This is a genomic window from Pseudoalteromonas sp. APC 3224, from assembly GCF_030407535.1.
In the GTDB taxonomy this organism is placed as follows: domain Bacteria; phylum Pseudomonadota; class Gammaproteobacteria; order Enterobacterales; family Alteromonadaceae; genus Pseudoalteromonas.
In genome coordinates this window covers 62,717-88,181 of sequence record NZ_JASDDF010000009.1, presented here as the reverse complement: position 1 = coordinate 88,181, position 25,465 = coordinate 62,717, and the positions used below count along the sequence as shown (strand labels likewise).

Here is a 25,465-nt window from a genome sequence, read left to right as displayed (position 1 = left end):
TAAAATGATTAAATTAAAATCTGTTAAATTACGCTACGTCTGTCAGTGGTTGAGCAAAGCTACTGATCTGCGCTTTTTCACCAAACCAGTGTAATTGGTCATGTAGTGAGGCCACTTCACCAATAATGAGTAATGCCGGTGAAATAATATCATATTGTTCAATTAGCTGTGCTAATTGGTCTAACTGTCCGGTAACTACGCGTTGATTTTTACGTGTGCCGTTTTCAATAATTGCCACTGGTGTTGTTGCTTCTCGCCCATGTTTTAATAGCTCGGCTTGAATATGCGGCGATTTAATCACCCCCATATAAATAGCCAGTGTTTGGTTTTTTTGTGCAAGCGACTGCCAATTAAGCTCTTGGCCTTCCTTTTTACAGTGACCAGTAACAAATTGAATAGCTTGAGCATGATCGCGATGCGTCAAAGGAATACCTGCATAGGCACTACAGCCTGCGGCTGCCGTTATACCTGGCACTATTTGGTAATTTACGTTATTGGCTGCCAGTACTTGTACTTCTTCGCCACCACGACCATAAATAAATGGGTCGCCGCCTTTAATACGACATACTTTTTTACCTTGTTGCGCTAAATCAACTAGCATCTTATTAGTGTCTTCTTGGGCTACGCTATGATCGCCTAAGCGCTTACCCACACAAATTAAATCGGCATCGCGGCGCACTAATTCCATGATTTCATCAGAAACCAAGTAATCATATACCACCACGTCGGCTTGTTGCATTAGCTGCAATGCTTTTAGGGTGAGTAGCTCTGGGTCGCCTGGGCCTGCACCGACTACGTATACTTCACCTTCAGGCTCTACTTTGGCATCTAGCATTTGCTCTAGTTGTTGCTCAGCGCCATGGGTATCACCGGTTTGGACTTTACTCACTACTGATGAATCAAACACGCCTTCCCAAAATTGGCGACGATCGGCAAAGTGTTTAAAGCGCTGTTTTACTTTATGGCGAAAGCCACCAACTAAGTTGGCGAGAGGGCCAATATGCTGTGGAATAAGTGTTTCGAGTTTTTCACGTAAACGTCTTGCTAATACCGGTGCGGTACCTGCACTTGAAATCGCAATAGTAATTGGGTTGCGATCAACAATAGAGGGAAAAATAAACGTACATTTAGGTTGATCATCCACCACGTTCACAAAAACATTACGTGCATTGGCGAGTTCAAAAACTGTATTATTAACTTCATCATTGTCGGTGGCGGCAATAATCAAAATTTTGCCATCAAGATGTGACTCTTCAAAATAGGCATCTATTAAAGTAACTTCATTGTTGTGCGCATGTTCTTTTAATTCATCACAAAACCACGGGGCAACTAAGGTTACTGCAGCACGCGCTTTTAAGAACGCGCGGCATTTTCGCAAGGCAACTTCTCCACCGCCAACCACCAATACTGGTTTGTTGTCGAGTTTGGTAAAGATAGGTAAATATTGCACTGAGTAACGCCCCTAAAAAGATAATAAAGTGTTTAACACAAAGGCAGAATATAGCGGCTATTGATAAGTAAAAAATAATTAAATCTTAGTTGATATACTCAAAAGTTATATAAACTGTGTTTTTTAGGTCTAAATCTTATTTAGTAAGGGTCAGGGTGCTGTTTGGTATAAAAAACGCGCTTATAGTGTTTGGTTATGAGCTATAGCAAGATTAAGCTATGATGCTTATATAGTTTAAGGTTTTTAAAATTTCATGGGCATAAAATGACAAATAATACTCAAAACGCCATGCTAGTTGTTAGTTTAATGGATTTAACCAGTTTAAACACCGATGATAATCAAGCTAGTATTAATGCATTAGTAAACAGTATTGATTCTAAATTAGGCATACCCGCTGCAGTTTGTGTGTTTAGTGAATTTGTAGATGATGCAAAAATAGCGCTCGCTAATCGGCTATTGAGTCATGTAAAAGTGGCCACAGTAACCAACTTTCCTACAGGTGATGCGCCACTTAATGAAGTGCTTAATGAAACACTAATAGCCATAGAGCGTGGGGCCGATGAAATTGACTTAGTCATTCCTTATAAAGCACTTATAAAAGGCGAAGCCGATACAGTACTGGAATACGTGAGTGAAAGTAAAAAAGCATGTGGTAGTCGCGCTAAACTTAAAGTGATTATTGAAAGCGGTGAGCTAAAAACACCTGCGCTTATTGCTCAAGCAACCGAGCTTGCTATTCAAGGGGGAGCTGATTTTGTAAAAACCAGCACCGGTAAAGTCGCGGTTAACGCCACGCTTGAAGCAACTGAAATTATGCTTAATGCCATCAAAAAGTCATCAAAACCAGTTGGTTTTAAGGCCGCAGGCGGTGTGAAAACGACAGGTGATGCCAATGCTTATTTGCAGCTAACAACTGAGATTATGGGGCATGAATATTTAGCACCAGAGACATTTAGGTTTGGCGCTTCCTCGCTTTTAAATGACGTTTATAAGGTATTGCATGAAGCGCAGCAGTGATGCCGAAAAACAACAGCTAGAGCACGATGCAGCTAAGTTGTTTTTGCGTTGCTATGAGCAGCAAACCGGTATTCATATGCGCCACATTTGGCATAATAAACCAAATAGACCCGATGTAAGTTGTTATCAAGAAAATGAGCAACTCGATATAGAAGTAGCGCATTTATATGCCAGCGAAACCGAAGCAATGGCCGTGTTAGGTCGGCCATTATCAATACATATGCAACGTGATTTAGCTGACATGGCACAACAGCCCAGTGAAAACCGACTGCAATCAGCATTAGGACGATTGCTTAAACAAAAAGCGACTAAGCGTTATTACTCAAAACGTACCTGGTTGCTAATTCGTAACGCTAGCACTATTTGGCATAAGAGCGACTTTGAAGCGGCAATAAAAACAATAGTTTTTCCAAATACCCATCAATTTGAGCAAATATGGTTACTGTGTGATTTTTATCGCGGTGAGTTATTACGAGTAGATTAAAAGCGGCTAGGGGATAGCCGCTTTTTTTGATTTAAATGAATTGTGTTGGTTGCTTAGTTAAATTGAAACATGCTGCCTAAGCTTTCAAGCCCTGATTTTTGAGTTTTAGCTAAACATTTTGTGTCATCTAAAGATTTCTTTGTTGTTTCATCGGCAAGGCCTGTTACTTTTAAGCTCTTTTCTTGTTGATATTCGCGTAGTGCTAATACAGTTTGACGGTCGTATTTTACGTCTTCAGTCTCAAATTCTTCATAATCAGGTTGGTTTTTTAAATAGCCTAAGCAAACCAAGTTCATACGAGACATTGCTAAGTCCATTTTTTCATAATGTGGCATTCTATGATTCGGCACATCGACAGCGACAGCAGCAGGTGCTGCTTTTTTACTAGCGACCTTTGGCGGTGGTGGTGCTGTATAGCCTGCAGCAAGCGTGTTGTTTTGGTTATAGCGATAATAGGTGTCTGGGATTTTAGTTTCTAAAAACTCAACGGCTTTAATTATTACTTCACGTAGTGCTTTTTCTTTTGGTGTATCTGACCAACCACTAAGACTCCCTCCAACCAGTGCGCCACCAAAGTTTGTTGCTGCGCTGGTAAAGTTAAAATCTTTACTACCGCCTTCAACACTAGTTGCAGCTAAAATACGTGAAGTGCGCGTATCAATTAACCTTAGGTCAATAGCCATATGCGATCCAGAAAAGCCAGCTGAAACAGAGCTAAACACATCACCAATAAAACCGCCCGAACCAACACTTGCACCTGAACTGTCATCATCAAACTCAGTAACCGCTGCAACGACTACAATCTCAGCGCCTTCAATTTCGCCATACGCTGCACCCGATTGTGCACTCACTCTGCCCGATACTGCTAAATCTTGCTCCGAAAGCACAGCGTCTAGTGCTTGGCGTTCTAATACAATAAAGCGATTAGTGCCAACAAGGGCGGTGGTAAGTTGATCTGCCATACCTTCACCAATTTCTTTTCGCCACCACCTTGAGTTATTTGATTTATCAGTGAAACGCGCCACGGCGATACGTGCTTTAGGGCCATTGTATTTTTGTTTACTTACTTCATTAATGTCAGGTGAATTTTTATTTGAAGTGACGTTGGTTGAAGTGCTTTGACATGCGCTTAAGCTTGTTATCAATGCTGTGGCAAGTAGCGTTTTTTGTATGGATGAGAGCATATAATTTTCCTTAATTTATCTACTTAATTACATTTGTAGTTATTTTTTAGCAATGGCTAATTAAGGTTAATTTAAATAAATCAGTAGCTTAAAAATAGTACTCAGGCGAAAGCTTTGAGTACAGATGCGAAGCTAATTACTTTTGCATGTTTGTGCTTCTCTATATTGTTTAGGTGTCACTGTATATTTGGCTTTAAAGCAACGAGCAAAGTAACTTTGAGAACTAAAGCCGGTATTATCTGCAACTAAACCTATGGTTAAGTCGCTATCAGCTAATAATTTTGCTGCATATTCTAGGCGGGTATTGCGAATGTAATCACTGGGTGTAATGTCAAAAAGTGCTTTCATTTTTAATTGCAGTGCACGAGGGCTCAAACACATTGCACTGGCAAACTCTTCGACGCTAAACAGTTCATTTTGATAATTGTCGCGCAAGATTGTTTTTAAGCGTTCTGTAAATGTGTAATCTTTATTTTGCTCTATTTGCGCATCTAAGGTCACAGCATGTACTTGAGCTGATAACTGTTTAACTAAGTGTTTATTTAACGCATCACGGATACCTAATAAGCCATGAATCCGACTCTTTAATAATGATGCTTCAAAGGGTTTACACAGGTAGTCATCGGCCAGTAAATCAAGCCCTTTTATACGGCTATTGCTGTCTGCTTTGGCAGAGAGTAATAAAACAGGAATATGGTTTATCGAAATGTCTGAGCGAATAGCGCTTAGAAGTTGATATCCATCCATCGTTGGCATCATCACATCACTGAGCACCAAATCGGGCATTTGAGTTTGGCACAGTAAAAGCCCTTCTTCTCCATTATTAGCGCTCAGACAGGTGTAGTCATCACTAAACAATGAAACCAGTAACTCACGCATTTCTTCGTTATCTTCAACAATGAGTAGTTTTTTGTTGTTTTTTAGCGGCATAGTTTGAGAGGGTGATAGTTGTTTATCCGTTAATAAGTTATCTGATTCACATAATGGCAAAGTGACTGTGAAGCAACTTCCCTTGTTGATTTTACTAACTAATGAAATTTGCCCACCGTATTGCTCTACAAGCTGCTTAACCAGCGCGAGACCTATACCAGTGCCTGTTTGGTTGTGTGTTGCAACACGAGTAAAACGTTCAAAAATAAGCGCTTGCTGGTGTTCTTCGATACCAATACCAGTATCAGATACCGTTATAACAACATTATTGTTTGTGTTAGAAAGCGTTAGGTTAACGGTTCCATCTGATGGGGTGTATTTAAGTGCATTGGTCAATAAATTATCAATAATAGATAAAGTATGCTTAGTTTCTAAATTTATATAACTAGGACGTTGCGTATTGTCTTTAAAGGAAAAACTAATATTTTTTTGAGTAAACAAAATAGTAAAGTCGTCTACTATTTGTGCTATAAAAGGGCTTATAGAATAAGCAGATACATACTCTATAGTCGCACTTGGGCGCTGACTGAGCTGTAATAGCTCATTGATTAAATTAAGCAGACGGTGCCCGTTGCGTTTAATTATAGAAACTTGATGTTGCGCTTGAGTACCGAGTTGTTGCTGTTGTAAGTTTTCTACTGGCGCTAAAATTAAGCTCAGTGGCGTTTTAAGTTCATGGCTAATATTATCTAAAAATTGGGTCTTTAGTTGAGTAAGCTTTCTTTCTTGTTGAATGAGTTGCTCTGCGGTTTTAGCTCGATAGCGTGACGCTAAAATTAACCATGTAATAATCAAAGCTATTATAAAATAAGCCGCATACGCCAATTTCGTTTGCCACCAAGGAGGCGTTACTGTCAGCTCTAGCATAGTGTGAACTTTGCTCCATTGCCCGTATTGATCGCTAACTTTTAATTGTAATTGATAGTCACCTGCACTTAGCTGTGAATAGTTAACTTGTCGTTGGCTTGCATCGGTATAGATAAATTGCTTATCTAAACCACTTAGCTTGTAAGCATACTGGTATTGATTAGCAGATGAGGCATTATTAACGGCGGAATATTTAAAGCCAATGACCCCTTGGCTAGTTGGAAAAGAGAGTTTTTTAGTATGATTTATTAGTTTTGCTGGCTGTTTTTGATCTGTTAGATAGTTTTTTGTTGAACTTGCTTGGTTATAAATTAATAGCTCAGTTAACACTGGGGTTGGGGCTGAAGTACTCAATAGCAGTTTACTAGGGTTAAACTGATTAAAGCCATTGATTCCGCCAAAAAATAGCTCGCCATCAGCTGCTTGAAAAGCGGCACCTAAAATAAACGAATTATGCTGCACGCCGTCACGAGGTAAAAAATGCTGCATAGCTTGATTCGTGGGATTATAGCGAGTGAGCCCTTGGTTACTGCTTAGCCATAAGTGGCCTTTACTATCATCTTTAATAGCAAAAATATTATCGTTTAGTAATCCATCATGTTCAGTAATGTAAGAGATTTTTTGTGTTTTTTTATCAAGGCGGTTTAAACCACCAAAGGTACCCACCCATAGGGTATCGTTATTTTGCAAGTGCAAAGAGGTGACCATATTATGGCTTAAACCAGTTTGCGATGTCTGATCCGAGGGGTAATGAGTAAATGATTCATCCGCCATACTTAGATAGTCTAAACCTGCACGCGTCCCGACCCATAATCCGTTCGCATTGTGATCATAGAGCACGGTAAATACGGTATTGTTAGCAAGGCTATTTACTGAGTCGTCGTGCTTGTAATGTTGAACCTCTAAGGTGTCGGGATTAAAGCGTGTTAAACCTTGGTTGCTACCTAGCCATAAATTACCTTTAGGATCGCTCGTTATCGCATAAACACGATCGCTGCTAAGTTGATGACTTTGCGTTGTATAGGCAATAAAATTATCTTCAGCTGGATTGTATTGCAGTAACCCACCGCCATAGGTACCAATCCAAAGTCGCTGTTGGTTATCTTCATGCAGGCTAAATACATTATTATTAGTAAGGCCGCTTTGCAATTTTGAGTTAACTTTATAGCGCTTAAAGCCAGTGTCGGTTTGTTTGTTTAAGCCATCACGCGTACCAACCCATAACTGACCTTGTGAATCTTTAAGTAGAGCGCGAACAAAATTATGACTAATGGTAGTCTCATCATCGCTCAAATGCTGTTGATGCGAAAATTGATTTTGCTTTTTATCATAACGTTGCAAGCCATAGCCATCAGTACCAATCCAAATGATACCGAACTGATCTTGATAAAGTGACAAAAGGTAATCATTAGCAAGCCCATTTAGTTGCTGTTTATTGTGCGGTATGTGCTCAAAGTTATTTTTAGATGTACTTTGCTCTGTTTTGTAAAATAAACCTTTTCCATAACTTGTAAGCCACAAGGTATCGGTGTCGTCAATTAATATATCGGTGATCCATACATCTGTAAATTGAGCAAACTCCGCAAAAGCCTCTGTTGTTGGAATAAATAGGCTAAGGCCTTGTTTGCTTGCTAGTAATAGCTGCCCTTGTGTATTTAAGTGTAACCGCCATAAATTCTTATGGCTCTTTGCTATGTGTTTAAACGTTTTTAGCTCTGGGTTAAATTTAATTAATCCCTCGTTGGTCGCTAACCAGATATTCTGTTGAGCATCTATTACGATATCTTGTATTACGGTATTTGCTTGCTCGGGGCTATTATAGCTAAATGACTCAACTTCATTATTGACTATATTTAATCGTGTTAACTTTCCATGTTCATGGCCTAACCAAATATTATTTAGGTTATCTGACGCCAGTGACCATATACGGTTATCAGTAATCGCCAACTCAGTTTGCGTATTAAAAACCTTAAATTGACCGGTTTGAGTATCAAGTAAGTTTAAACCATTACTGGCTGTAGAAAACCAGATAGCATGAGGGCCGCCAGTAAGACAATCGGTGACCCAATTTCCTGAAATACTAGCCTCAGTAGGGTGAGACTTGAAGCGTTTAAACTCATAACCATCAAAGCGATTAAGACCGCCTTGTGTTGCAAACCAATGAAATCCTTGTTCATCAGTGATGCTGCATGTAATGGAATTTTGCGATAATCCTTGTTCACTCGAAAATGTATCTAAGTGAATAGGGCGGGCAATAAGCATGCTATGAAACAAGCAAAAAATACTCAAAATGAGGGTTTTGAATAGGGTTTGAAGTAAAGGCACGGGCTTCCTTGTGCAGGCAGTATTCCTAAAATTGAAACAATCATAAACTGCTTTTTGAATAATGTTAAGTTTGATTTTTTACAGCCGCCAGTGAGATTTTAAGTTATGGGTATCTTTTTACTCTTGTGTTAATGAATTGCGTAAGTATAATAGGCATCCACTTTGCAGGGGCGTAGTTCCAATTGGTAGAACAGCGGTCTCCAAAACCGACGGTTGGGAGTTCGAATCTCTCCGCCCCTGCCAACTTTTTACAAAGTGAGTAAAGTCTAGAACTAAAAATCGGTTTAAGTAAGCTTGTTTTTAAGTTTAGATTTTAATGGATTAACCCTGTCGAAGTGCAGGGTTGTTGTGTCTGTAGTTAAGGTAATAATATTATGAGCACGAATGTGGAAACACCATCAAGTGGGATGGATGCGGTAAAGTGGCTTGTGGCAATTGCGCTACTTGCAGGCGCAGTAGTTGGTAATTATATGTATGCAGATCAGTCTGTATTATTGCGTGCTATTGGTGTTGTTGTTGCCGTTGCAGCTGGTTTAGGCATCGCAGCAGTAACTGAAAAAGGACGTACCTTCCTAGCTTTTGCAAAAGAAGCACGTATTGAAGTTCGTAAAGTAGTTTGGCCAACGCGTCAAGAAACAACGCACACGACATTAATCGTAATGGTTGCAACAGTGATTATGGCATTAATTCTTTGGGGATTAGATGGCATATTATTCCGCGCTGTAGGCTTTTTAACTGGATTGGAGATCTGATCCCATGTCGGATGAGAATAACGAAAAGAAACTACGTTGGTACGTAGTACAGGCTTTCTCAGGTTATGAGAAGCGTGTTGCTCAAACATTATTAGAGCATATTAAAATCAAAGGTCTAGAAGACAGCTTTGGTGAAGTATTAGTTCCTACTGAAGAAGTAGTAGAGATGCGTGCTGGTCAAAAGCGTAAATCTGAGCGTAAATTCTTCCCAGGTTACGTACTAGTACAAATGGATATGAATGATGCCAGCTGGCACTTAGTAAATAGCACTGAACGTGTTATGGGCTTTATTGGTGGCACATCAGACCGTCCAGCACCTATTAGCACCAAAGAAGCTGATCGTATTCTTAACCGTCTACAAGAGAACGCAGAAGCGCCTAAACCAGCAACATTATTTGAGCCGGGTGAAGTGGTTCGTGTTACTGATGGTCCATTTGCAGACTTTAGTGGTGTGGTTGAAGAAGTTGACTACGAAAAGAGCCGCGTTAAAGTGTCTGTACTTATTTTTGGTCGTTCTACGCCAGTTGAACTTGAATTTGGTCAAGTTGAACAAGATAAGTAATTGATTTAAAGCGTTGTGTTAAAAATTCCTTAATTTTTGGCACGAAGCTTGAAAAAGGCCGCTGATTAACTTATAATCAGCGGCCTTTTTGTATTCAGGGAAAACGGTTGTTTAACTGATTACAGAAAGTGAGAAACCAATTTTTAAACTGGGAAGCCGCTAGAGTACGCGTCCTCGCGCGCACAAGGCTAAGACCCACCTAATGAGGTATTTATAATGGCTAAGAAAGTTGAAGCTCTAATCAAGCTACAAGTTGCTGCTGGTATGGCTAACCCTAGTCCTCCAGTAGGTCCAGCACTAGGTCAACACGGTGTAAACATCATGGAATTCTGTAAAGCGTTCAACGCACGTACAGAATCTATCGAAAAAGGCGCTCCAGTTCCTGTAGTGATCTCTGTTTACGGCGACCGTTCATTTACGTTTGACATGAAAACGCCACCGGCTGCTTACTTACTTAAGAAAGCTGCAGGTATCAAATCTGGTTCAGGCCGTCCTAACACTGAAAAAGTAGGCACAGTAACTCGTGCTCAACTTGAAGAAATCGTTGAGACAAAGAAACCAGACCTTACAGCTTCTGATTTAGAAGCTGCGGTTCGCACTATCGCAGGTTCTGCGCGTGCGATGGGCTTGAACGTAGAGGACTAAGATAATGGCTAAATTAACTAAACGTATGCGTACTATCCGCGAAAAAGTGGAAGTAACTAAAGATTACGAAATTAACGAAGCAGTTGCTCTTTTAAAAGAATTAGCGACAGCTAAATTCGTAGAAAGTGTTGACGTTGCTGTTAACCTTGGTATCGATGCTCGTAAATCTGATCAAAACGTTCGTGGTGCTACTGTACTACCTAACGGTACTGGTCGTGACGTTCGTGTTGCTGTATTCACTCAAGGCGCTAATGCAGAAGCTGCAAAAGAAGCCGGTGCTGAATTAGTAGGCATGGAAGATCTTGCTGACCTAGTTAAGAAAGGCGAGATGAATTTTGACGTTGTTGTTGCATCACCAGACGCTATGCGTGTTGTTGGTCAACTAGGTCAAATCTTAGGCCCACGTGGTCTAATGCCAAACCCTAAAACTGGTACTGTAACACCTAACGTTGCAGAAGCAGTTAAAAATGCGAAAGCAGGTCAAGTGCGTTACCGCAATGACAAAAATGGTATCATCCATACTACTATTGGTAAGGTTGATTTCACTGCTGAGCAGTTACAACAAAACCTTGAAGCTCTAATTGTTGCGCTTAAGAAGGCTAAACCTTCTCAAGCTAAAGGTGTTTACTTGAAGAAAGTAACTATCTCTACAACAATGGGCGCAGGTGTTTCTGTTGACCAAGGCACTTTAAGCACAGTTGTTGCTTAATTGAGTGTTTACATGGCGTGAAATTTGTACTATAATTTTGCGCCATTTTGCTGATTAATTTAGTTAATCGCAAAGTAAAGAATTCGGGTTGAAGTCCATAATTTCGAAGCGCCTTCGGGCAACGCGATAAATTGGGCTTCCGTCCAAGACCGTAGGCGGCTTCGGCCTTAATATTACCTACGTAGACGGTGTGAATCCCCAGATAGATTTTTCCTAATCTTCTGGCTCTCGCCGTAAAAAGCATCTCCATCTTTATTGATGGGGAAGAGTAAAACAGGGAAGCCGATGTACGGTAACCCATTAAACCAGGAGTAACACCCATGGCTTTAAATCTTCAAGGCAAAAAGGCAATTGTTGCTGAAGTCAACGAAGCAGCCACTGGTGCTCTATCTGCAGTAGTTGCAGATTCTCGTGGTGTAACAGTTGGTGCAATCACTGCCCTTCGTAAAGAAGCTCGCGAAGCGGGTGTTTGGATGAAAGTTGTCCGTAACACTCTAGCTAAACGTGCTCTTGAAGGAACAGACTTTGAATGCCTATCTGATTCATTTGTTGGTCCAAGCTTAATCGCTTTCTCATCAGAGCACCCAGGTGCTGCTGCGCGTATCTTTTCAGACTTCGCGAAAAAGAATGAGAAATTTGAGCTTAAAACGGCCGCTTTTGAAGGTAATGTAGTAGATGCAGCTATGCTTGCAACTCTACCTACATACGACGAAGCTGTTGCACGCTTAATGAGCGCTATGAAAGAAGCGTCTGCTGGTAAATTGTGTAAAACAATTGAAGCAGTACGTGTACAGAAAGAAGAGCAAGCTGCTTAATTTTAAGCTGTTTAATCCCTTTCGGTGTAAATTTATTTGGACCTTAGAGTCCGTTAATTATTAGGAAATTTGTAATGTCTGTAACTAAAGACCAAATCCTTGACGCAATTGCTGAAATGTCAGTAATGGACGTTGTTGCTCTAGTTGAAGCAATGGAAGAAAAATTCGGCGTAACTGCTGCAGCTGCTATGGTAGCAGGTCCTGCTGCTGAAGCTGCTGAAGAGAAAACAGAATTTGACGTAATCCTTACTGGCGCTGGCGCTAATAAAGTTGCGGCAATCAAAGCTGTACGTGGCGCAACTGGTCTTGGCTTAAAAGAAGCTAAAGCTCTAGTTGAAGCTGCTCCAACTCCAGTTAAAGAAGGTATCTCTAAGGAAGAAGCTGAAGCTCTTGCTAAAGACCTTACAGAAGCTGGTGCTGAAGTTGAGGTTAAGTAATCTAGCTTTTGCTAGGTTCGCTGCCTGAGAAATCAGGCAAGGGCTGGTGATTATTTAATCACCGGCCTTTTTGCGCTATAGAGCGACTATTCTTATATCGCAAATAAAATCTGATTTATTCTTTAATTTCAACGCTTTATAGTTTGCTAGTGTTGAAGTGGGATTAAGTTGGAACAACAGTTAATGTTGTACATCTTGGCATAGATGCCAGTTAAGTCTGTTCTTACAAGAACAGGTCGGGTCAAAGATCAGCAAGCTGAGGAACCCCATGGCTTACTCTTATTCTGAAAAGAAACGTATCCGTAAGGATTTTGGTAAACGTCCACAAGTTTTGGATATACCTTTCTTACTGTCGACGCAGTTAGAATCGTTTAAAAAATTCTTAGTCCCGGACGCTGATGGCGATCATGGTTTGGAAGCTGCCTTCCGTTCTGTGTTCCCAATTAAAAGCTACTCGGGAAATTCTGAGCTTCAATACGTAAGTTATCGTATTGGTGAGCCAGTATTCGATGTAAAAGAATGTCAAATTCGCGGTGTGACTTATTCTGCTCCACTTCGCGTGAAACTGCGTCTTGTAGTAATGGACAAAGAAGCTCCAGGCACAGTTAAAGACATTAAAGAGCAAGAAGTTTACATGGGCGAAATTCCGCTCATGACCGATACCGGTACTTTTGTAATCAATGGTACAGAGCGTGTTATCGTTTCTCAGCTACACCGTAGCCCTGGTGTATTCTTTGATAACGACCGCGGTAAAACTCACTCGTCAGGTAAAGTGCTTTATAACGCACGTGTAATTCCTTACCGTGGTTCATGGTTAGACTTCGAATTTGATGCAAAAGATAACTTATATGTACGTATTGACCGTCGTCGTAAATTACCGGCGTCTATCATCCTACGTGCACTTGAGTACACGAGTGAAGAAATCCTAGATATCTTCTTCGATACTACTGCGTTTGAAATCGCTGACGGTAAAGTTCTTATGGAACTTGTACCTTCACGTTTACGTGGTGAAACTGCCGCTTTTGATATCAAGAGCGAAGACGGTGAAGTCCTTGTTGAAAGCGGTCGTCGTGTTACGGCTCGCCACATCAAGAGCATCGAGAAAAAAGGCATTAAGCAATTAGAAGTACCACATGAGTACATCATTGGCCGTGTATTAGCGAAGAACTATGTTGATGAGTCAACAGGTGAAATCATTGCTACTGCAAATGACGAGCTAACGCTTGAAATGATGGCTGAATTGGTTAAAGCCGGTCACACGACCATTGATACACTATACATCAATGAAGTGGACAGCGGCGCTTACATGTCAAATACGTTGAATATTGACTCGTCAAGCAACCGTTTAGAAGCACTAGTAGAAATTTATCGCATGATGCGCCCAGGCGAGCCACCGACGAAAGACGCGGCTGAAGCCTTATTTGAGAACTTATTCTTCTCAGAAGAACGCTATGACTTATCAACAGTAGGTCGTATGAAGTTCAATAGCCGTGTAGGTTACGATTCAGACACAGGCCCTGGCACATTAAGCAAAGAAGACATCGTAGCGGTTATGAAGGTATTGATTGCTATTCGTAACGGTGTTGGCGATGTTGATGATATAGACCACTTAGGCAACCGTCGTATACGTAGTGTTGGCGAAATGGCTGAGAATCAATTCCGTGTAGGTTTAGTACGTGTAGAACGTGCTGTACGTGAGCGTTTAAGCTTAGGTGACCTTGATGCGGTAATGCCACAAGATCTTATTAACGCTAAGCCTATTTCGGCAGCGGTTAAAGAGTTCTTCGGCTCGTCTCAGTTATCACAGTTTATGGACCAAAATAACCCGCTATCAGAAGTAACGCATAAGCGTCGTATTTCTGCATTAGGTCCGGGCGGTCTAACTCGTGAGCGCGCTGGCTTTGAAGTACGTGACGTTCACGTAACTCACTACGGTCGCGTATGTCCAATCGAGACTCCTGAGGGTCCAAACATCGGTCTAATTAACTCATTGTCTACGTATGCACGTACCAATGACTACGGTTTCTTAGAAACACCTTACCGCAAAGTGGTAGACGGTGTAGTAACTGATGAAGTTGATTACCTATCAGCCATTGAAGAAGGTCAGTTTGTTATCGCACAGGCGAACTCAAACTTAACTGAAACCAATGAGTTTGTAGATGAACTTATTCCATGTCGTCACAAAGGTGAATCAACCTTTATGGGTCGCATGGACCAGCAATATATGGATGTATCACCACAACAGGTGATCTCTGTAGCGGCAGCACTTATCCCGTTCCTAGAACACGATGATGCTAACCGTGCATTGATGGGTTCAAACATGCAACGTCAAGCAGTACCAACATTGAAAGCGGACAAACCGTTAGTAGGTACAGGTATTGAGTTAACACTAGCAAAAGATTCTGGTGTAACGATTGTTGCTAAACGTGGTGGTGAAGTAATGTATGCCGACGCAAGTCGCATCGTTGTTAATGTACATGAAGAAGAGCGCATCCCTGGTGAAGCGGGCATCGACATCTACAACTTAACCAAGTACACACGTTCTAACCAAAATACATGTATTAACCAAAAGCCGACTTGTATGGTTGGTGAACCGGTTACTCGTGGCGATGTGTTAGCAGATGGTCCTTCGACTGACTTAGGTGACTTAGCCCTTGGTCAAAACCTTCGCGTGGCATTTATGCCATGGAACGGTTACAACTTCGAGGATTCAATCTTACTATCAGAGCGCGTAGTTGAAGAAGATCGTCTAACGACTATCCACATTCAAGAACTACAGTGTATCGCCCGTGATACTAAATTAGGCTCAGAAGAGATCACAGCAGATATCCCGAACGTGGGTGAATCTGCACTAGGCAAGCTTGATGAATCAGGCGTTGTATATATTGGTGCTGAAGTTAAAGGCGGCGATATCCTAGTAGGTAAAGTGACTCCGAAAGGCGAAACGCAATTAACACCAGAAGAGAAGCTACTACGTGCTATCTTCGGTGAAAAAGCGTCTGACGTTAAAGACAGCTCTTTACGTGTACCTAACTCTGTAACTGGTACTGTAATCGACGTACAAGTTTTCACCCGTGATGGTGTTGAAAAAGATAAGCGTGCGTTAGAAGTTGAAGACATGCAGCTTCGCGAAGCGAAGAAAGACTTCAACGAAGAGTTCCGTATTCTAGAAGCTGGTGTTTTAGAGCGTGCTCGCAAGTTACTTGTGGCAGCTGGCTTCGATGAAGACAACTTAACGTCACTGAATGCTGAAAAGTTACTAACTCAAAGCCTTGCTGAAGAAGACAAGCAAGCTGAACTTGAGCAACTAGCTGCACAGTACGATGAGCTTAAAGCTGAATACGATAAGAAGTTTGAAAACAAACGTCGTAAAATTACTCAAGGTGATGACTTAGCACCAGGTGTACTTAAAATTGTTAAAGTATACTTAGCTGTTAAACGTCGTATCCAACCGGGTGATAAAATGGCGGGTCGTCACGGTAACAAAGGTGTTATCTCGACTATCGTACCAGTAGAAGATATGCCATACGATGACAAAGGTCGTACGGTAGATATCGTACTAAATCCACTAGGTGTACCATCGCGAATGAACATCGGTCAGATCCTTGAAACGCATATGGGTCTAGCTGCACGCGGTATTGGTGAGCGCTTAGAAGAAATGATGAAAGAGCAACGCGAGCTTCATGAGCTACGTGAATTCATCAAACAAGCTTATGAGATCGGTGAATCTCGTCAGGTTGTGGATATCGCTAGTTTCTCTGATGACGAAATTCGTCGTTTAGCTGAAAACTTGAAAGGTGGTTTACCGATTGCTACTCCTGCATTTGATGGCGCGAAAGAAGACGAAATCAAAGACATGCTAGAGCTAGGCGGCTACCCTAGAAGTGGTCAGGTTACACTTTATGATGGCCGTACTGGCGATCAGTTTGAACGTCAAGTAACTGTAGGTTACATGTACATGCTTAAACTTAACCACTTGGTTGATGATAAGATGCACGCGCGTTCTACTGGTTCTTACAGCCTTGTTACTCAGCAGCCGCTGGGTGGTAAAGCACAGTTCGGTGGCCAGCGTTTTGGTGAGATGGAAGTATGGGCACTTGAAGCTTACGGTGCTGCTTACACTCTACAAGAAATGCTAACAGTGAAATCGGATGACGTGAACGGTCGTACTAAGATGTATAAAAACATCGTTGATGGTAACCATAAAATGGAACCAGGTATGCCAGAATCGTTCAACGTATTGTTGAAAGAAATCCGCTCACTGGGTATCAACATCGAGTTGGAAGAAAATTAAGCCAATTAGATGCTGCAGTTAACGCTGCAGCATCTGTTATGGCTGAATAGAATGTAGGGACGAGAACATCCGTCCTCAAGATTAACTCCGACAGGAGAGCTAAGGTGAAAGACTTACTTAAGTTTCTGAAGCAACAAAATAAGACCGAAGAATTCGATGCAATTCGCATTGGTCTTGCTTCACCAGACATGGTTCGTTCATGGTCATACGGTGAAGTAAAGAAACCTGAGACTATTAACTACCGTACTTTCAAGCCTGAGCGCGATGGCTTATTCTGTGCCCGTATTTTCGGCCCAGTGAAAGATTATGAGTGTTTATGTGGTAAATATAAACGCCTTAAACACCGTGGTGTGATCTGTGAAAAGTGTGGCGTTGAAGTAACACTCACTAAAGTGCGTCGTGACCGTATGGGTCATATAGAACTGGCAAGTCCAGTTGCGCATATATGGTTTTTAAAATCATTACCGTCACGTATCGGCTTAATGCTTGATATGACGCTTCGTGATATTGAACGTGTTCTTTACTTCGAATCATTCGTAGTAACTGAGCCTGGTATGACAACGCTTGAGCGTGGTCAGCTATTAGGTGAAGAAGAATACCTAGATGCACTTGAAGAGCACGGCGATGAGTTTGAAGCGAAGATGGGTGCTGAAGCAGTATTAGACTTGCTTCGTGAACTCGATCTTGCTCAATTAATTGCAGAGATGCGTGAAGAGTTACCAACAATTAACTCTGAAACTAAGCGTAAAAAGATCACTAAACGTCTTAAGTTAATGGAATCGTTCCACCAATCAGGTAATAACCCTGAGTGGATGATCATGACAGTACTTCCAGTATTGCCACCTGACTTACGTCCATTAGTACCGCTAGACGGTGGCCGCTTTGCGACATCTGATCTAAATGACCTTTACCGTCGTGTTATTAACCGTAATAACCGTCTTAAGCGTCTACTAGATTTAGCTGCACCAGATATTATCGTACGCAACGAAAAACGTATGTTACAAGAAGCGGTTGATGCGCTACTTGATAACGGTCGTCGTGGTCGTGCAATTACAGGTTCTAACAAACGTCCACTTAAATCGCTTGCTGATATGATCAAAGGTAAGCAAGGTCGTTTCCGTCAGAACTTACTTGGTAAGCGTGTAGATTACTCTGGCCGTTCTGTAATCACGGTTGGTCCTACACTTAAGCTTCATCAGTGTGGTCTTCCTAAGAAGATGGCATTAGAGCTTTTCAAACCATTCATCTATGGCAAATTAGAACGTCGCGGCATGGCTACGACAATCAAAGCAGCTAAAAAGATGGTTGAGCGTGAAGTAGCGGAAGTATGGGATGTACTAGACGAAGTAATTCGTGAGCATCCAGTATTACTTAACCGTGCACCAACACTTCACCGTTTGGGTATCCAAGCGTTTGAACCTGTGCTTATCGAAGGTAAAGCGATTCATTTGCATCCATTAGTATGTGCGGCTTACAACGCCGACTTCGATGGTGACCAAATGGCGGTACACGTACCGCTAACAATTGAAGCGCAGCTAGAAGCTCGTGCGTTAATGATGTCTACAAACAACATCTTATCGCCTGCTAATGGTGAGCCAATCATCGTTCCTTCACAGGACGTTGTATTAGGTCTTTATTACATGACGCGTGACCGCATTAACGCCAAAGGCGAAGGCACCGTATTTAAAGATCCTAAAGAAGCAGAAAAAGCATACCGTAGTGGTAATGCCGACCTTCACGCAAAAGTGAAAGTACGTATTAGCCAATCAGTAGCGAATGAAGATGGTGTTGTAGAAGATACAATTACTATCATTGATACTACAGTGGGTCGTGCAATTCTGTCTCTTATTTTACCTAAAGGTATGCCGTTTGAGTCAATCAACCAAGCTCTAGGTAAAAAGCAAATTTCTAGCTTACTAAATGAGTGTTACCGTCGTCTTGGTTTAAAAGACACAGTAGTTTTTGCTGACCAAGTTATGTACACCGGTTTCCACTACGCAATGAAGTCAGGTGTTTCAATTGGTATCGATGACTTAGTTATCCCACCAGTTAAAGCATCAATCATTGAAGCAGCAGAAGCTGAAGTAACTGAAATCAACCAACAATTCCAATCAGGTCTTGTAACGGCTGGTGAAAAGTACAACAAAGTTATCGATATTTGGTCACGTGTAAATGAAAATCTATCACGTGAAATGATGGCTAACTTGTCAAAAGACACCGTAGTGAATGCGCAAGGTGAAGAAGAAGAGCAACCGTCATTTAACTCAGTGTTTATGATGGCCGACTCAGGTGCTCGTGGTAGTGCCGCTCAGATCCGTCAGCTAGCAGGTATGCGTGGTCTAATGGCACGTCCAGATGGTTCAATCATCGAGACGCCAATCACGGCTAACTTCCGTGAAGGTCTAAACGTACTTCAGTACTTCATCTCAACGCACGGTGCGCGTAAAGGTCTTGCCGATACAGCACTGAAAACAGCGAACTCCGGTTACCTAACGCGTCGTCTAGTAGACGTTGCACAAGATTTGGTAATCAATGAAGACGATTGTGGCACAGAAGATGGCTTAACAATGAAACCGCTTATTGAAGGTGGTGACGTTGTAGAAGCACTTCGCGAACGTGTACTAGGTCGTGTTGTTGCTGAGCCTGTTGTTATCCCTGGTACTAATACAGTACTTGTAGAACGTAACATCATGCTTGACGAAAAACTGTGTGACCTTTTAGAAGAGCACTCAGTTGATGAAGTTCGTGTACGTTCAGTTATCACCTGTGATAACGACTTTGGTGTTTGTGCTAAGTGTTATGGTCGTGACCTAGCACGTGGTCATATCATCAACGCGGGTGAATCAGTAGGTGTTATCGCGGCACAATCAATCGGTGAGCCGGGTACACAGCTTACGATGCGTACATTCCACATCGGTGGTGCGGCATCAAGAGCGTCTGCTGAGAATAATGTACAAGTTAAAACTAACGGTACATTAAAACTTCACAACGCTAAGTATGTATTAAATACAGACGGTAAGATTGTTATTACCTCACGTTCTACAGAAATCACTATCATTGATAGCTATGGTCGTGAGAAAGAGCGTTATAAAGTACCTTACGGTGCGGTATTAACAGTGCAAGACAATGCAGAAGTTCAAGGTAACGACATTGTTGCTACTTGGGACCCGCATAGTCACCCAATCGTTCTTGAGCATAAATCAAAAGTATCGTTCAGCGATATCGATGATTCAAATACTGAAGCACAGACTGACGAACTAACGGGTTTAACTCGTGTAGTTGTTAAAGATCTTGCTAAAGCGAATGCGAAAGAGCCGAAACTTATCATTGAAAGTGATGAGCGTGGCTTGCAAGAAACACGTCTTCCTTCATTCACTACGATTGAAGTAACAGACGGCGCGACTGCAAACCCTGGTGACGTACTAGCACGTATTCCGCAAGAAGGTTCGAAAACTCGTGATATCACGGGTGGTCTACCACGCGTAGCCGACTTATTTGAAGCGCGTAAGCCGAAAGATCCAGCTATCTTAGCTGAAATCACCGGTACGATTAGCTTCGGTAAAGAGACTAAAGGTAAGAAACGTTTAGTTATTACTCCAGCTGAAGGCGATCATTACGAAGAAATGATCCCTAAGTGGCGTCAACTTAACGTGTTTGAAGGTGAGCAAGTGTCTAAAGGTGAAGTTATCGCCGATGGTCCAGAATCACCGCATGACATCTTACGCCTACGTGGTGTGACTCATGTTGCTAACTACATTGTTAACGAAGTGCAAGAGGTTTACCGTTTGCAGGGCGTTAAGATCAATGATAAGCACATTGAAACTATTATTCGTCAAATGCTACGTAAATGTATCATTCTAGACGGTGGTGATACTGAGTTCTTAGCCGGTGAGCAAATTGAAGTGGCACGCGTTAATATCGCAAACCGCGACCTTGAAGCTCAAGGTAAGATCCCAGCTAAGTTTGAAATCCAGCTAATGGGTATCACTAAAGCATCACTAGCGACAGAATCTTTCATCTCAGCAGCCTCGTTCCAGGAGACAACTCGTGTCCTAACAGAAGCCGCTGTAAATGGTAAGAGCGATGAGTTACGCGGTCTGAAAGAAAACGTAATTGTGGGTCGATTGATCCCAGCCGGTACCGGTTTTGCGTATCATCAAGATCGTATGGCTCGTCGTAAGCAAAAAGACGTTGTTGAAGAGCAAACGGTAAGTGCAGAAGAGGCGACTCAAGCACTGACTGATGCCTTAAACGCGGATTTATCTGGAAATCAATAAACCGAATCTAATCAATGGATTAGAGTTTAGCAAGGTAGTTATCTACTGCCTTGCGAGCGGTTTAGGTTGACAGGTCAATCTTTGCTCATTAAAATTCCGCCACCCATTTACTTGCACGTTTAATACATGCTCGTAAAACAAGGGCGGATTTTTTATTTTTTTCAGTAGTAATTTTAATTTCAGGAGCTATTTAAATGGCAACTATTAACCAGCTAGTGCGTAAGCCACGTCGTAGCAAGGTTACTAAAAGTAACTCAGCTGCGCTTAAAGCGTGTCCGCAAAAGCGTGGTGTATGTACTCGCGTATATACAACTACACCTAAGAAACCAAACTCGGCGTTACGTAAAGTAGCTCGTGTACGTTTAACTAACGGTTTCGAAGTAACTTCATACATCGGTGGTGAAGGTCATAACCTTCAAGAGCACAGTGTAATCCTAATCCGTGGTGGTCGTGTTAAAGATTTACCAGGTGTGCGTTTCCACACTGTACGTGGTGCACTTGACTGTGCAGGCGTAAGCGACCGTCGTCAAGCTCGTTCTAAATACGGTGCAAAACGCCCTAAAGGCTAATTGTATTCCGTTAGTAAGGCCAAGCACTAAATATTATTAATTATTGTTTTGGGTTATTGTTCCAAAAGGACAAACCTGAATAAACCGGAGATACAAAATGCCTAGAAGACGCGTAATAGGTCAACGTAAAATTCTTCCAGATCCTAAGTTCGGATCGGAACTTCTTGCAAAATTCGTTAACATCGTAATGTTAGACGGCAAGAAATCTACTGCTGAAAAAATCGTTTATGGTGCGCTAGACGTGGCTGCTGAGAAATCAGGCAAGTCGCACCTAGAAATCTTTGAAACTGCACTTGATAACATCCGTCCACAGGTAGAGGTTAAATCTCGCCGTGTTGGTGGTTCAACTTATCAAGTACCAGTTGAAGTACGTCCAGTACGTCGCAACGCATTAGGTATGCGTTGGTTAGTAGACGCTGCACGTAAGCGTGGCGAAAAATCTATGGGCTTACGTTTAGCTCAAGAAATCGTTGACGCTGCTGATAACAAAGGCACTGCGGTTAAGAAACGTGAAGACGTTCACCGTATGGCTGAAGCGAATAAAGCATTCGCTCATTACCGTTGGTAATCTGTCCTTAACCTTTAAGAGGATTTTATGGCACGTACAACTCCACTTGAGCGTTACCGCAATATCGGTATTTGTGCTCACGTAGATGCAGGCAAAACCACCACAACAGAACGTGTTCTGTTCTACACAGGTCTTTCTCATAAGATCGGTGAAGTGCATGATGGCGCTGCAACTATGGATTGGATGGAGCAGGAACAAGAGCGTGGTATCACAATCACTTCTGCTGCAACAACGTGTTTCTGGAAAGGGATGGACGCTCAATTTGACGACCATCGCATCAATATTATTGATACCCCAGGGCACGTAGATTTCACTATCGAAGTAGAGCGTTCTTTACGTGTACTAGATGGTGCGGTAGTTGTTCTTTGTGCTTCATCGGGTGTACAGCCGCAAACTGAGACAGTTTGGCGTCAAGCGAACAAGTACGAAGTTCCGAGAATGATCTTCGTAAATAAAATGGATCGCACGGGCGCTGACTTCTTAACGGTTGTAAGCCAGGTGAAATCTCGTCTTGGAGCAACGCCTGTTCCAGTCCAGCTGCCTATTGGCGCTGAAGACGACTTTAAAGGTGTTATTGACCTTATTAAAATGAAAGCCATTAACTGGAATGATAAAGACCAGGGTATGACTTTCTCTTATGAGGCAATACCGGCAGAACTTCAGGAATTAGCCGAAGAGTGGCGCTCTCACTTAGTTGAAAGCGCTGCTGAAGCTACTGAAGAACTAATGGATAAATACTTAGAAGGTGAAGAGTTAAGCGAAGCAGAAATTAAAAATGCTTTGCGTCAACGCACATTAGCGAACGAAATTGTTCCCATGACGTGTGGTAGTGCATTTAAAAACAAAGGTGTTCAAGCTGTGCTTGATTGCGTTGTTGAATATATGCCATCACCAACACAAGTGAAACAAATCCAAGGTATCTTAGAAAATGGTACTGAGGAAGAGCGTCCTGCTGATGATAAAGCGCCGTTTGCTGCTCTTGCATTCAAGATTGCAACAGACCCGTTTGTTGGCACTTTAACCTTTTTCCGTGTTTACTCTGGTACTGTTAAACAGGGTGACGCGGTATATAACCCAGTAAAAAGTAAGCGTGAGCGTCTTGGTCGTATCGTTCAGATGCATTCAAACTCACGTGAAGAGATCAAAGAAGTCCACGCAGGCGATATCGCGGCGGCTATTGGTCTCAAAGACGTAACAACAGGTGAAACACTGTGTGATCCGAACTCTATTATTACGCTTGAGCGTATGGAGTTCCCAGAACCAGTTATCTCTGTTGCGGTTGAGCCTCGCACAATCGCTGACCAGGATAAAATGGGTATCGCGCTAGGAAAACTAGCTGCAGAAGATCCATCTTTCCGCGTACAAACTGACGAAGAATCAGGCCAGACTATTATCTCTGGCATGGGTGAACTTCACCTTGATATCATTGTCGACCGTATGAAACGTGAATTCAGTGTTGAATGTAACGTTGGTAAGCCGCAGGTTGCATACCGAGAAGCTATTCGTTCAACTGTTGAAGTTGAAGGAAAGTTTGTACGTCAATCAGGTGGTCGTGGTCAATATGGTCACGTCTGGCTTAAACTTGAACCGATGGATATTTCGGATGATGAAGCCCCAATTTACGAGTTCGTAAACGAAACCGTAGGTGGCTCAGTGCCGAAAGAATACATCCCTGCGGTAGACAAAGGTATCCAAGAGCAAATGGCTCAAGGTGTACTGGCAGGCTACCCATTACTTGGTGTTAAAGCGACTTTATATGATGGTTCATTCCATGATGTGGATTCGAATGAAATGGCATTTAAAATAGCAGGTTCACTGGCTATGAGACAAGGTGCGCTAGATGCAAACCCTGCACTTTTAGAACCAGTAATGAAGGTTGAAGTACTCACTCCTGAAGCAAACATGGGTGATGTAGTTGGCGACCTAAACCGTCGTCGCGGCATGATCGAAGGCATGGAAGATGCACTTGGTGGCCTTAAGCAAATTAATGCTGTGGTACCACTATCTGAAATGTTCGGTTATGCGACTGCTTTACGATCTGCAACACAGGGCCGTGCCTCATACTCTATGGAGTTTTTGAAGTACGCTGAAGCCTCTAAGCAGGTTGCAGATACAATAATTTCAGCTCGCGCTGTTATATGATTTTAGCTTGTCTGGCTCAATACTGAGTCAGGCTTTAATTTCTTTATTAGGAATTTTTTAAGATGGCAAAAGAAAAGTTTGAACGCGTAAAACCGCACGTAAACGTTGGTACAATCGGCCACGTTGACCACGGTAAAACTACACTAACTGCAGCAATCACTAACGTACTTGCAAAAGTATACGGCGGTGTTGCTAAAGATTTCGCATCAATCGATAACGCTCCAGAAGAGCGCGAGCGTGGTATCACAATCTCAACTTCACACGTTGAGTACGATACACCTACTCGTCACTACGCACACGTAGATTGTCCTGGTCACGCCGATTATGTTAAAAACATGATCACTGGTGCTGCTCAAATGGACGGCGCTATCTTAGTAGTTGCTGCGACTGATGGCCCTATGCCACAAACTCGTGAGCACATCCTACTTTCTCGCCAAGTTGGCGTTCCTTACATCGTTGTGTTCATGAACAAATGTGACATGGTTGATGATGAAGAGCTACTTGAGCTAGTAGAAATGGAAGTTCGTGAACTTCTTTCTGAATACGACTTCCCAGGTGATGACTTACCACTAATTCAAGGTTCTGCACTTAAAGCACTTGAAGGCGAAGAGCAATGGGAAGCTAAAATCGTAGAGCTTGCAGAAGCACTAGATTCTTACATTCCAGAGCCAGAGCGTGACATCGATAAGCCATTCATCATGCCTATCGAAGACGTTTTCTCAATCCAAGGTCGTGGTACTGTTGTAACTGGCCGTGTTGAAGCTGGTATCATCAACGTGAATGACGAAGTTGAAATCGTTGGTATCAAAGAGACTACTAAGTCTACTTGTACTGGTGTTGAGATGTTCCGTAAGCTTCTTGACGAAGGTCGTGCTGGTGAGAACATTGGTGCACTTCTACGTGGTACTAAGCGTGAAGACGTTGAACGTGGTCAAGTACTAGCTAAGCCTGGTTCAATCAACCCACACACAACATTCACTTCAGAAGTATACGTACTTTCTAAAGATGAAGGTGGTCGTCATACTCCATTCTTCAAAGGTTACCGTCCACAGTTCTACTTCCGTACAACTGACGTAACAGGTGACGTACAGTTACCAGAAGGCGTAGAAATGGTAATGCCTGGTGATAACGTTAAGATGACAGTAACTCTAATCGCGCCAATCGCGATGGACGAAGGTCTTCGTTTCGCTATCCGTGAAGGTGGCCGTACTGTAGGTGCTGGTGTTGTAGCAACTATCGTAGAGTAATAGTTAGCCTAGCTAATTAATACTAAAAAAACCCGAGCATAGTCTCGGGTTTTTTAATGCCTGAAGAAAAGTGATTAGCTATCAGCTTTTAGCTGCTCGGTGCTAATGTAAGCTAAGTAGCCTGAGTTAGTATCAACCCCGAGTAGAAGCCAGCGGTTTAAGAACCTCTGAATATCTATAGTTTAATATTT

Annotated in this window: 17 protein-coding genes and 1 tRNA gene; 15 read left to right on the top strand and 3 right to left on the bottom strand. The window is 42.2% G+C overall.

All coding sequences use genetic code 11. The features are described 5' to 3' along the window. Nucleotides 1–28: 28 nt before the first annotated feature. Nucleotides 29–1,450, bottom strand: a complete 1,422-nt coding sequence (gene cysG / locus QL989_RS06655; RefSeq protein WP_290169200.1) for a siroheme synthase CysG — start codon at nt 1,448–1,450, stop codon at nt 29–31. Between the two features lie 264 nt (nt 1,451–1,714). Here cysG and deoC point away from each other — a divergent pair, with 264 nt between their 5' ends. Then, entirely contained in the window at nt 1,715–2,467 is a 753-nt protein-coding gene (gene deoC, locus QL989_RS06650; RefSeq protein WP_138570112.1) for a deoxyribose-phosphate aldolase, read from the top strand. Beyond that, entirely contained in the window at nt 2,451–2,951 is a 501-nt protein-coding gene (locus QL989_RS06645) for a hypothetical protein (protein ID WP_138606661.1), read from the top strand. Before deoC ends, QL989_RS06645 begins: the two co-directional genes overlap by 17 nt. A 53-nt stretch (nt 2,952–3,004) precedes the next feature. Here QL989_RS06645 and QL989_RS06640 read toward each other — a convergent pair whose 3' ends face one another. Together QL989_RS06640 and QL989_RS06635 are read right to left on the bottom strand one after the other, a co-directional pair. Next, nucleotides 3,005–4,135 (bottom strand): CsgG/HfaB family protein, encoded by a 1,131-nt coding sequence (locus QL989_RS06640; RefSeq protein ID WP_290169196.1) that lies wholly within the window; start codon nt 4,133–4,135, stop codon nt 3,005–3,007. A gap of 132 nt (nt 4,136–4,267) precedes the next feature. Next, the gene (locus QL989_RS06635; RefSeq protein ID WP_290169194.1) at nt 4,268–8,257 is read right to left on the bottom strand and encodes a two-component regulator propeller domain-containing protein; all 3,990 of its coding nucleotides are present in this window, start codon (nt 8,255–8,257) and stop codon (nt 4,268–4,270) included. 166 nt (nt 8,258–8,423) lie between these two features. Between QL989_RS06635 and QL989_RS06630 the strand changes: the two genes are divergently transcribed. The 13 genes from QL989_RS06630 (at nt 8,424) to tuf (ending at nt 25,274) form a co-directional block, all read left to right on the top strand. Further along, nucleotides 8,424–8,500: transfer RNA gene (locus QL989_RS06630), tRNA-Trp, on the top strand. A gap of 131 nt (nt 8,501–8,631) precedes the next feature. Beyond that, nucleotides 8,632–9,009 (top strand): preprotein translocase subunit SecE, encoded by a 378-nt coding sequence (gene secE, locus QL989_RS06625; protein ID WP_008468833.1) that lies wholly within the window; start codon nt 8,632–8,634, stop codon nt 9,007–9,009. Nucleotides 9,010–9,013: 4 nt separating this feature from the next. After that, nucleotides 9,014–9,571, top strand: a complete 558-nt coding sequence (nusG, locus tag QL989_RS06620) for a transcription termination/antitermination protein NusG (RefSeq protein WP_008108460.1) — start codon at nt 9,014–9,016, stop codon at nt 9,569–9,571. A gap of 216 nt (nt 9,572–9,787) precedes the next feature. After that, complete coding sequence (gene rplK / locus QL989_RS06615) at nt 9,788–10,216, top strand: 50S ribosomal protein L11 (protein ID WP_008108462.1); 429 nt, start codon at nt 9,788–9,790, stop codon at nt 10,214–10,216. Nucleotides 10,217–10,220: 4 nt separating this feature from the next. Beyond that, entirely contained in the window at nt 10,221–10,925 is a 705-nt protein-coding gene (rplA, locus tag QL989_RS06610; protein ID WP_010392122.1) for a 50S ribosomal protein L1, read from the top strand. A 320-nt stretch (nt 10,926–11,245) separates the two neighbouring features. Further along, the gene (gene rplJ / locus QL989_RS06605; RefSeq protein WP_008108464.1) at nt 11,246–11,740 is read left to right on the top strand and encodes a 50S ribosomal protein L10; all 495 of its coding nucleotides are present in this window, start codon (nt 11,246–11,248) and stop codon (nt 11,738–11,740) included. Between the two features lie 74 nt (nt 11,741–11,814). Beyond that, nucleotides 11,815–12,177, top strand: coding sequence for a 50S ribosomal protein L7/L12 (gene rplL / locus QL989_RS06600; protein ID WP_008108465.1), 363 nt, complete (start codon nt 11,815–11,817; stop codon nt 12,175–12,177). 268 nt (nt 12,178–12,445) lie between these two features. Next, on the top strand, nt 12,446–16,471 hold the full coding sequence (gene rpoB / locus QL989_RS06595; protein ID WP_076922659.1) for a DNA-directed RNA polymerase subunit beta: 4,026 nt from the start codon (nt 12,446–12,448) through the stop codon (nt 16,469–16,471). A 104-nt stretch (nt 16,472–16,575) separates the two neighbouring features. Continuing rightward, nucleotides 16,576–20,748, top strand: coding sequence for a DNA-directed RNA polymerase subunit beta' (rpoC, locus tag QL989_RS06590; protein WP_054202751.1), 4,173 nt, complete (start codon nt 16,576–16,578; stop codon nt 20,746–20,748). A gap of 194 nt (nt 20,749–20,942) precedes the next feature. Beyond that, nucleotides 20,943–21,317: a 30S ribosomal protein S12 gene (gene rpsL / locus QL989_RS06585; protein WP_002958885.1), complete on the top strand. Its 375-nt coding sequence runs from the start codon at nt 20,943–20,945 to the stop codon at nt 21,315–21,317. A gap of 97 nt (nt 21,318–21,414) precedes the next feature. Then, on the top strand, nt 21,415–21,885 hold the full coding sequence (gene rpsG, locus QL989_RS06580) for a 30S ribosomal protein S7 (protein WP_010392135.1): 471 nt from the start codon (nt 21,415–21,417) through the stop codon (nt 21,883–21,885). A gap of 27 nt (nt 21,886–21,912) precedes the next feature. Further along, complete coding sequence (gene fusA, locus QL989_RS06575; protein ID WP_010392137.1) at nt 21,913–24,027, top strand: elongation factor G; 2,115 nt, start codon at nt 21,913–21,915, stop codon at nt 24,025–24,027. A 62-nt stretch (nt 24,028–24,089) separates the two neighbouring features. Beyond that, complete coding sequence (gene tuf, locus QL989_RS06570; protein WP_109875886.1) at nt 24,090–25,274, top strand: elongation factor Tu; 1,185 nt, start codon at nt 24,090–24,092, stop codon at nt 25,272–25,274. Nucleotides 25,275–25,465 lie beyond the last annotated feature (191 nt).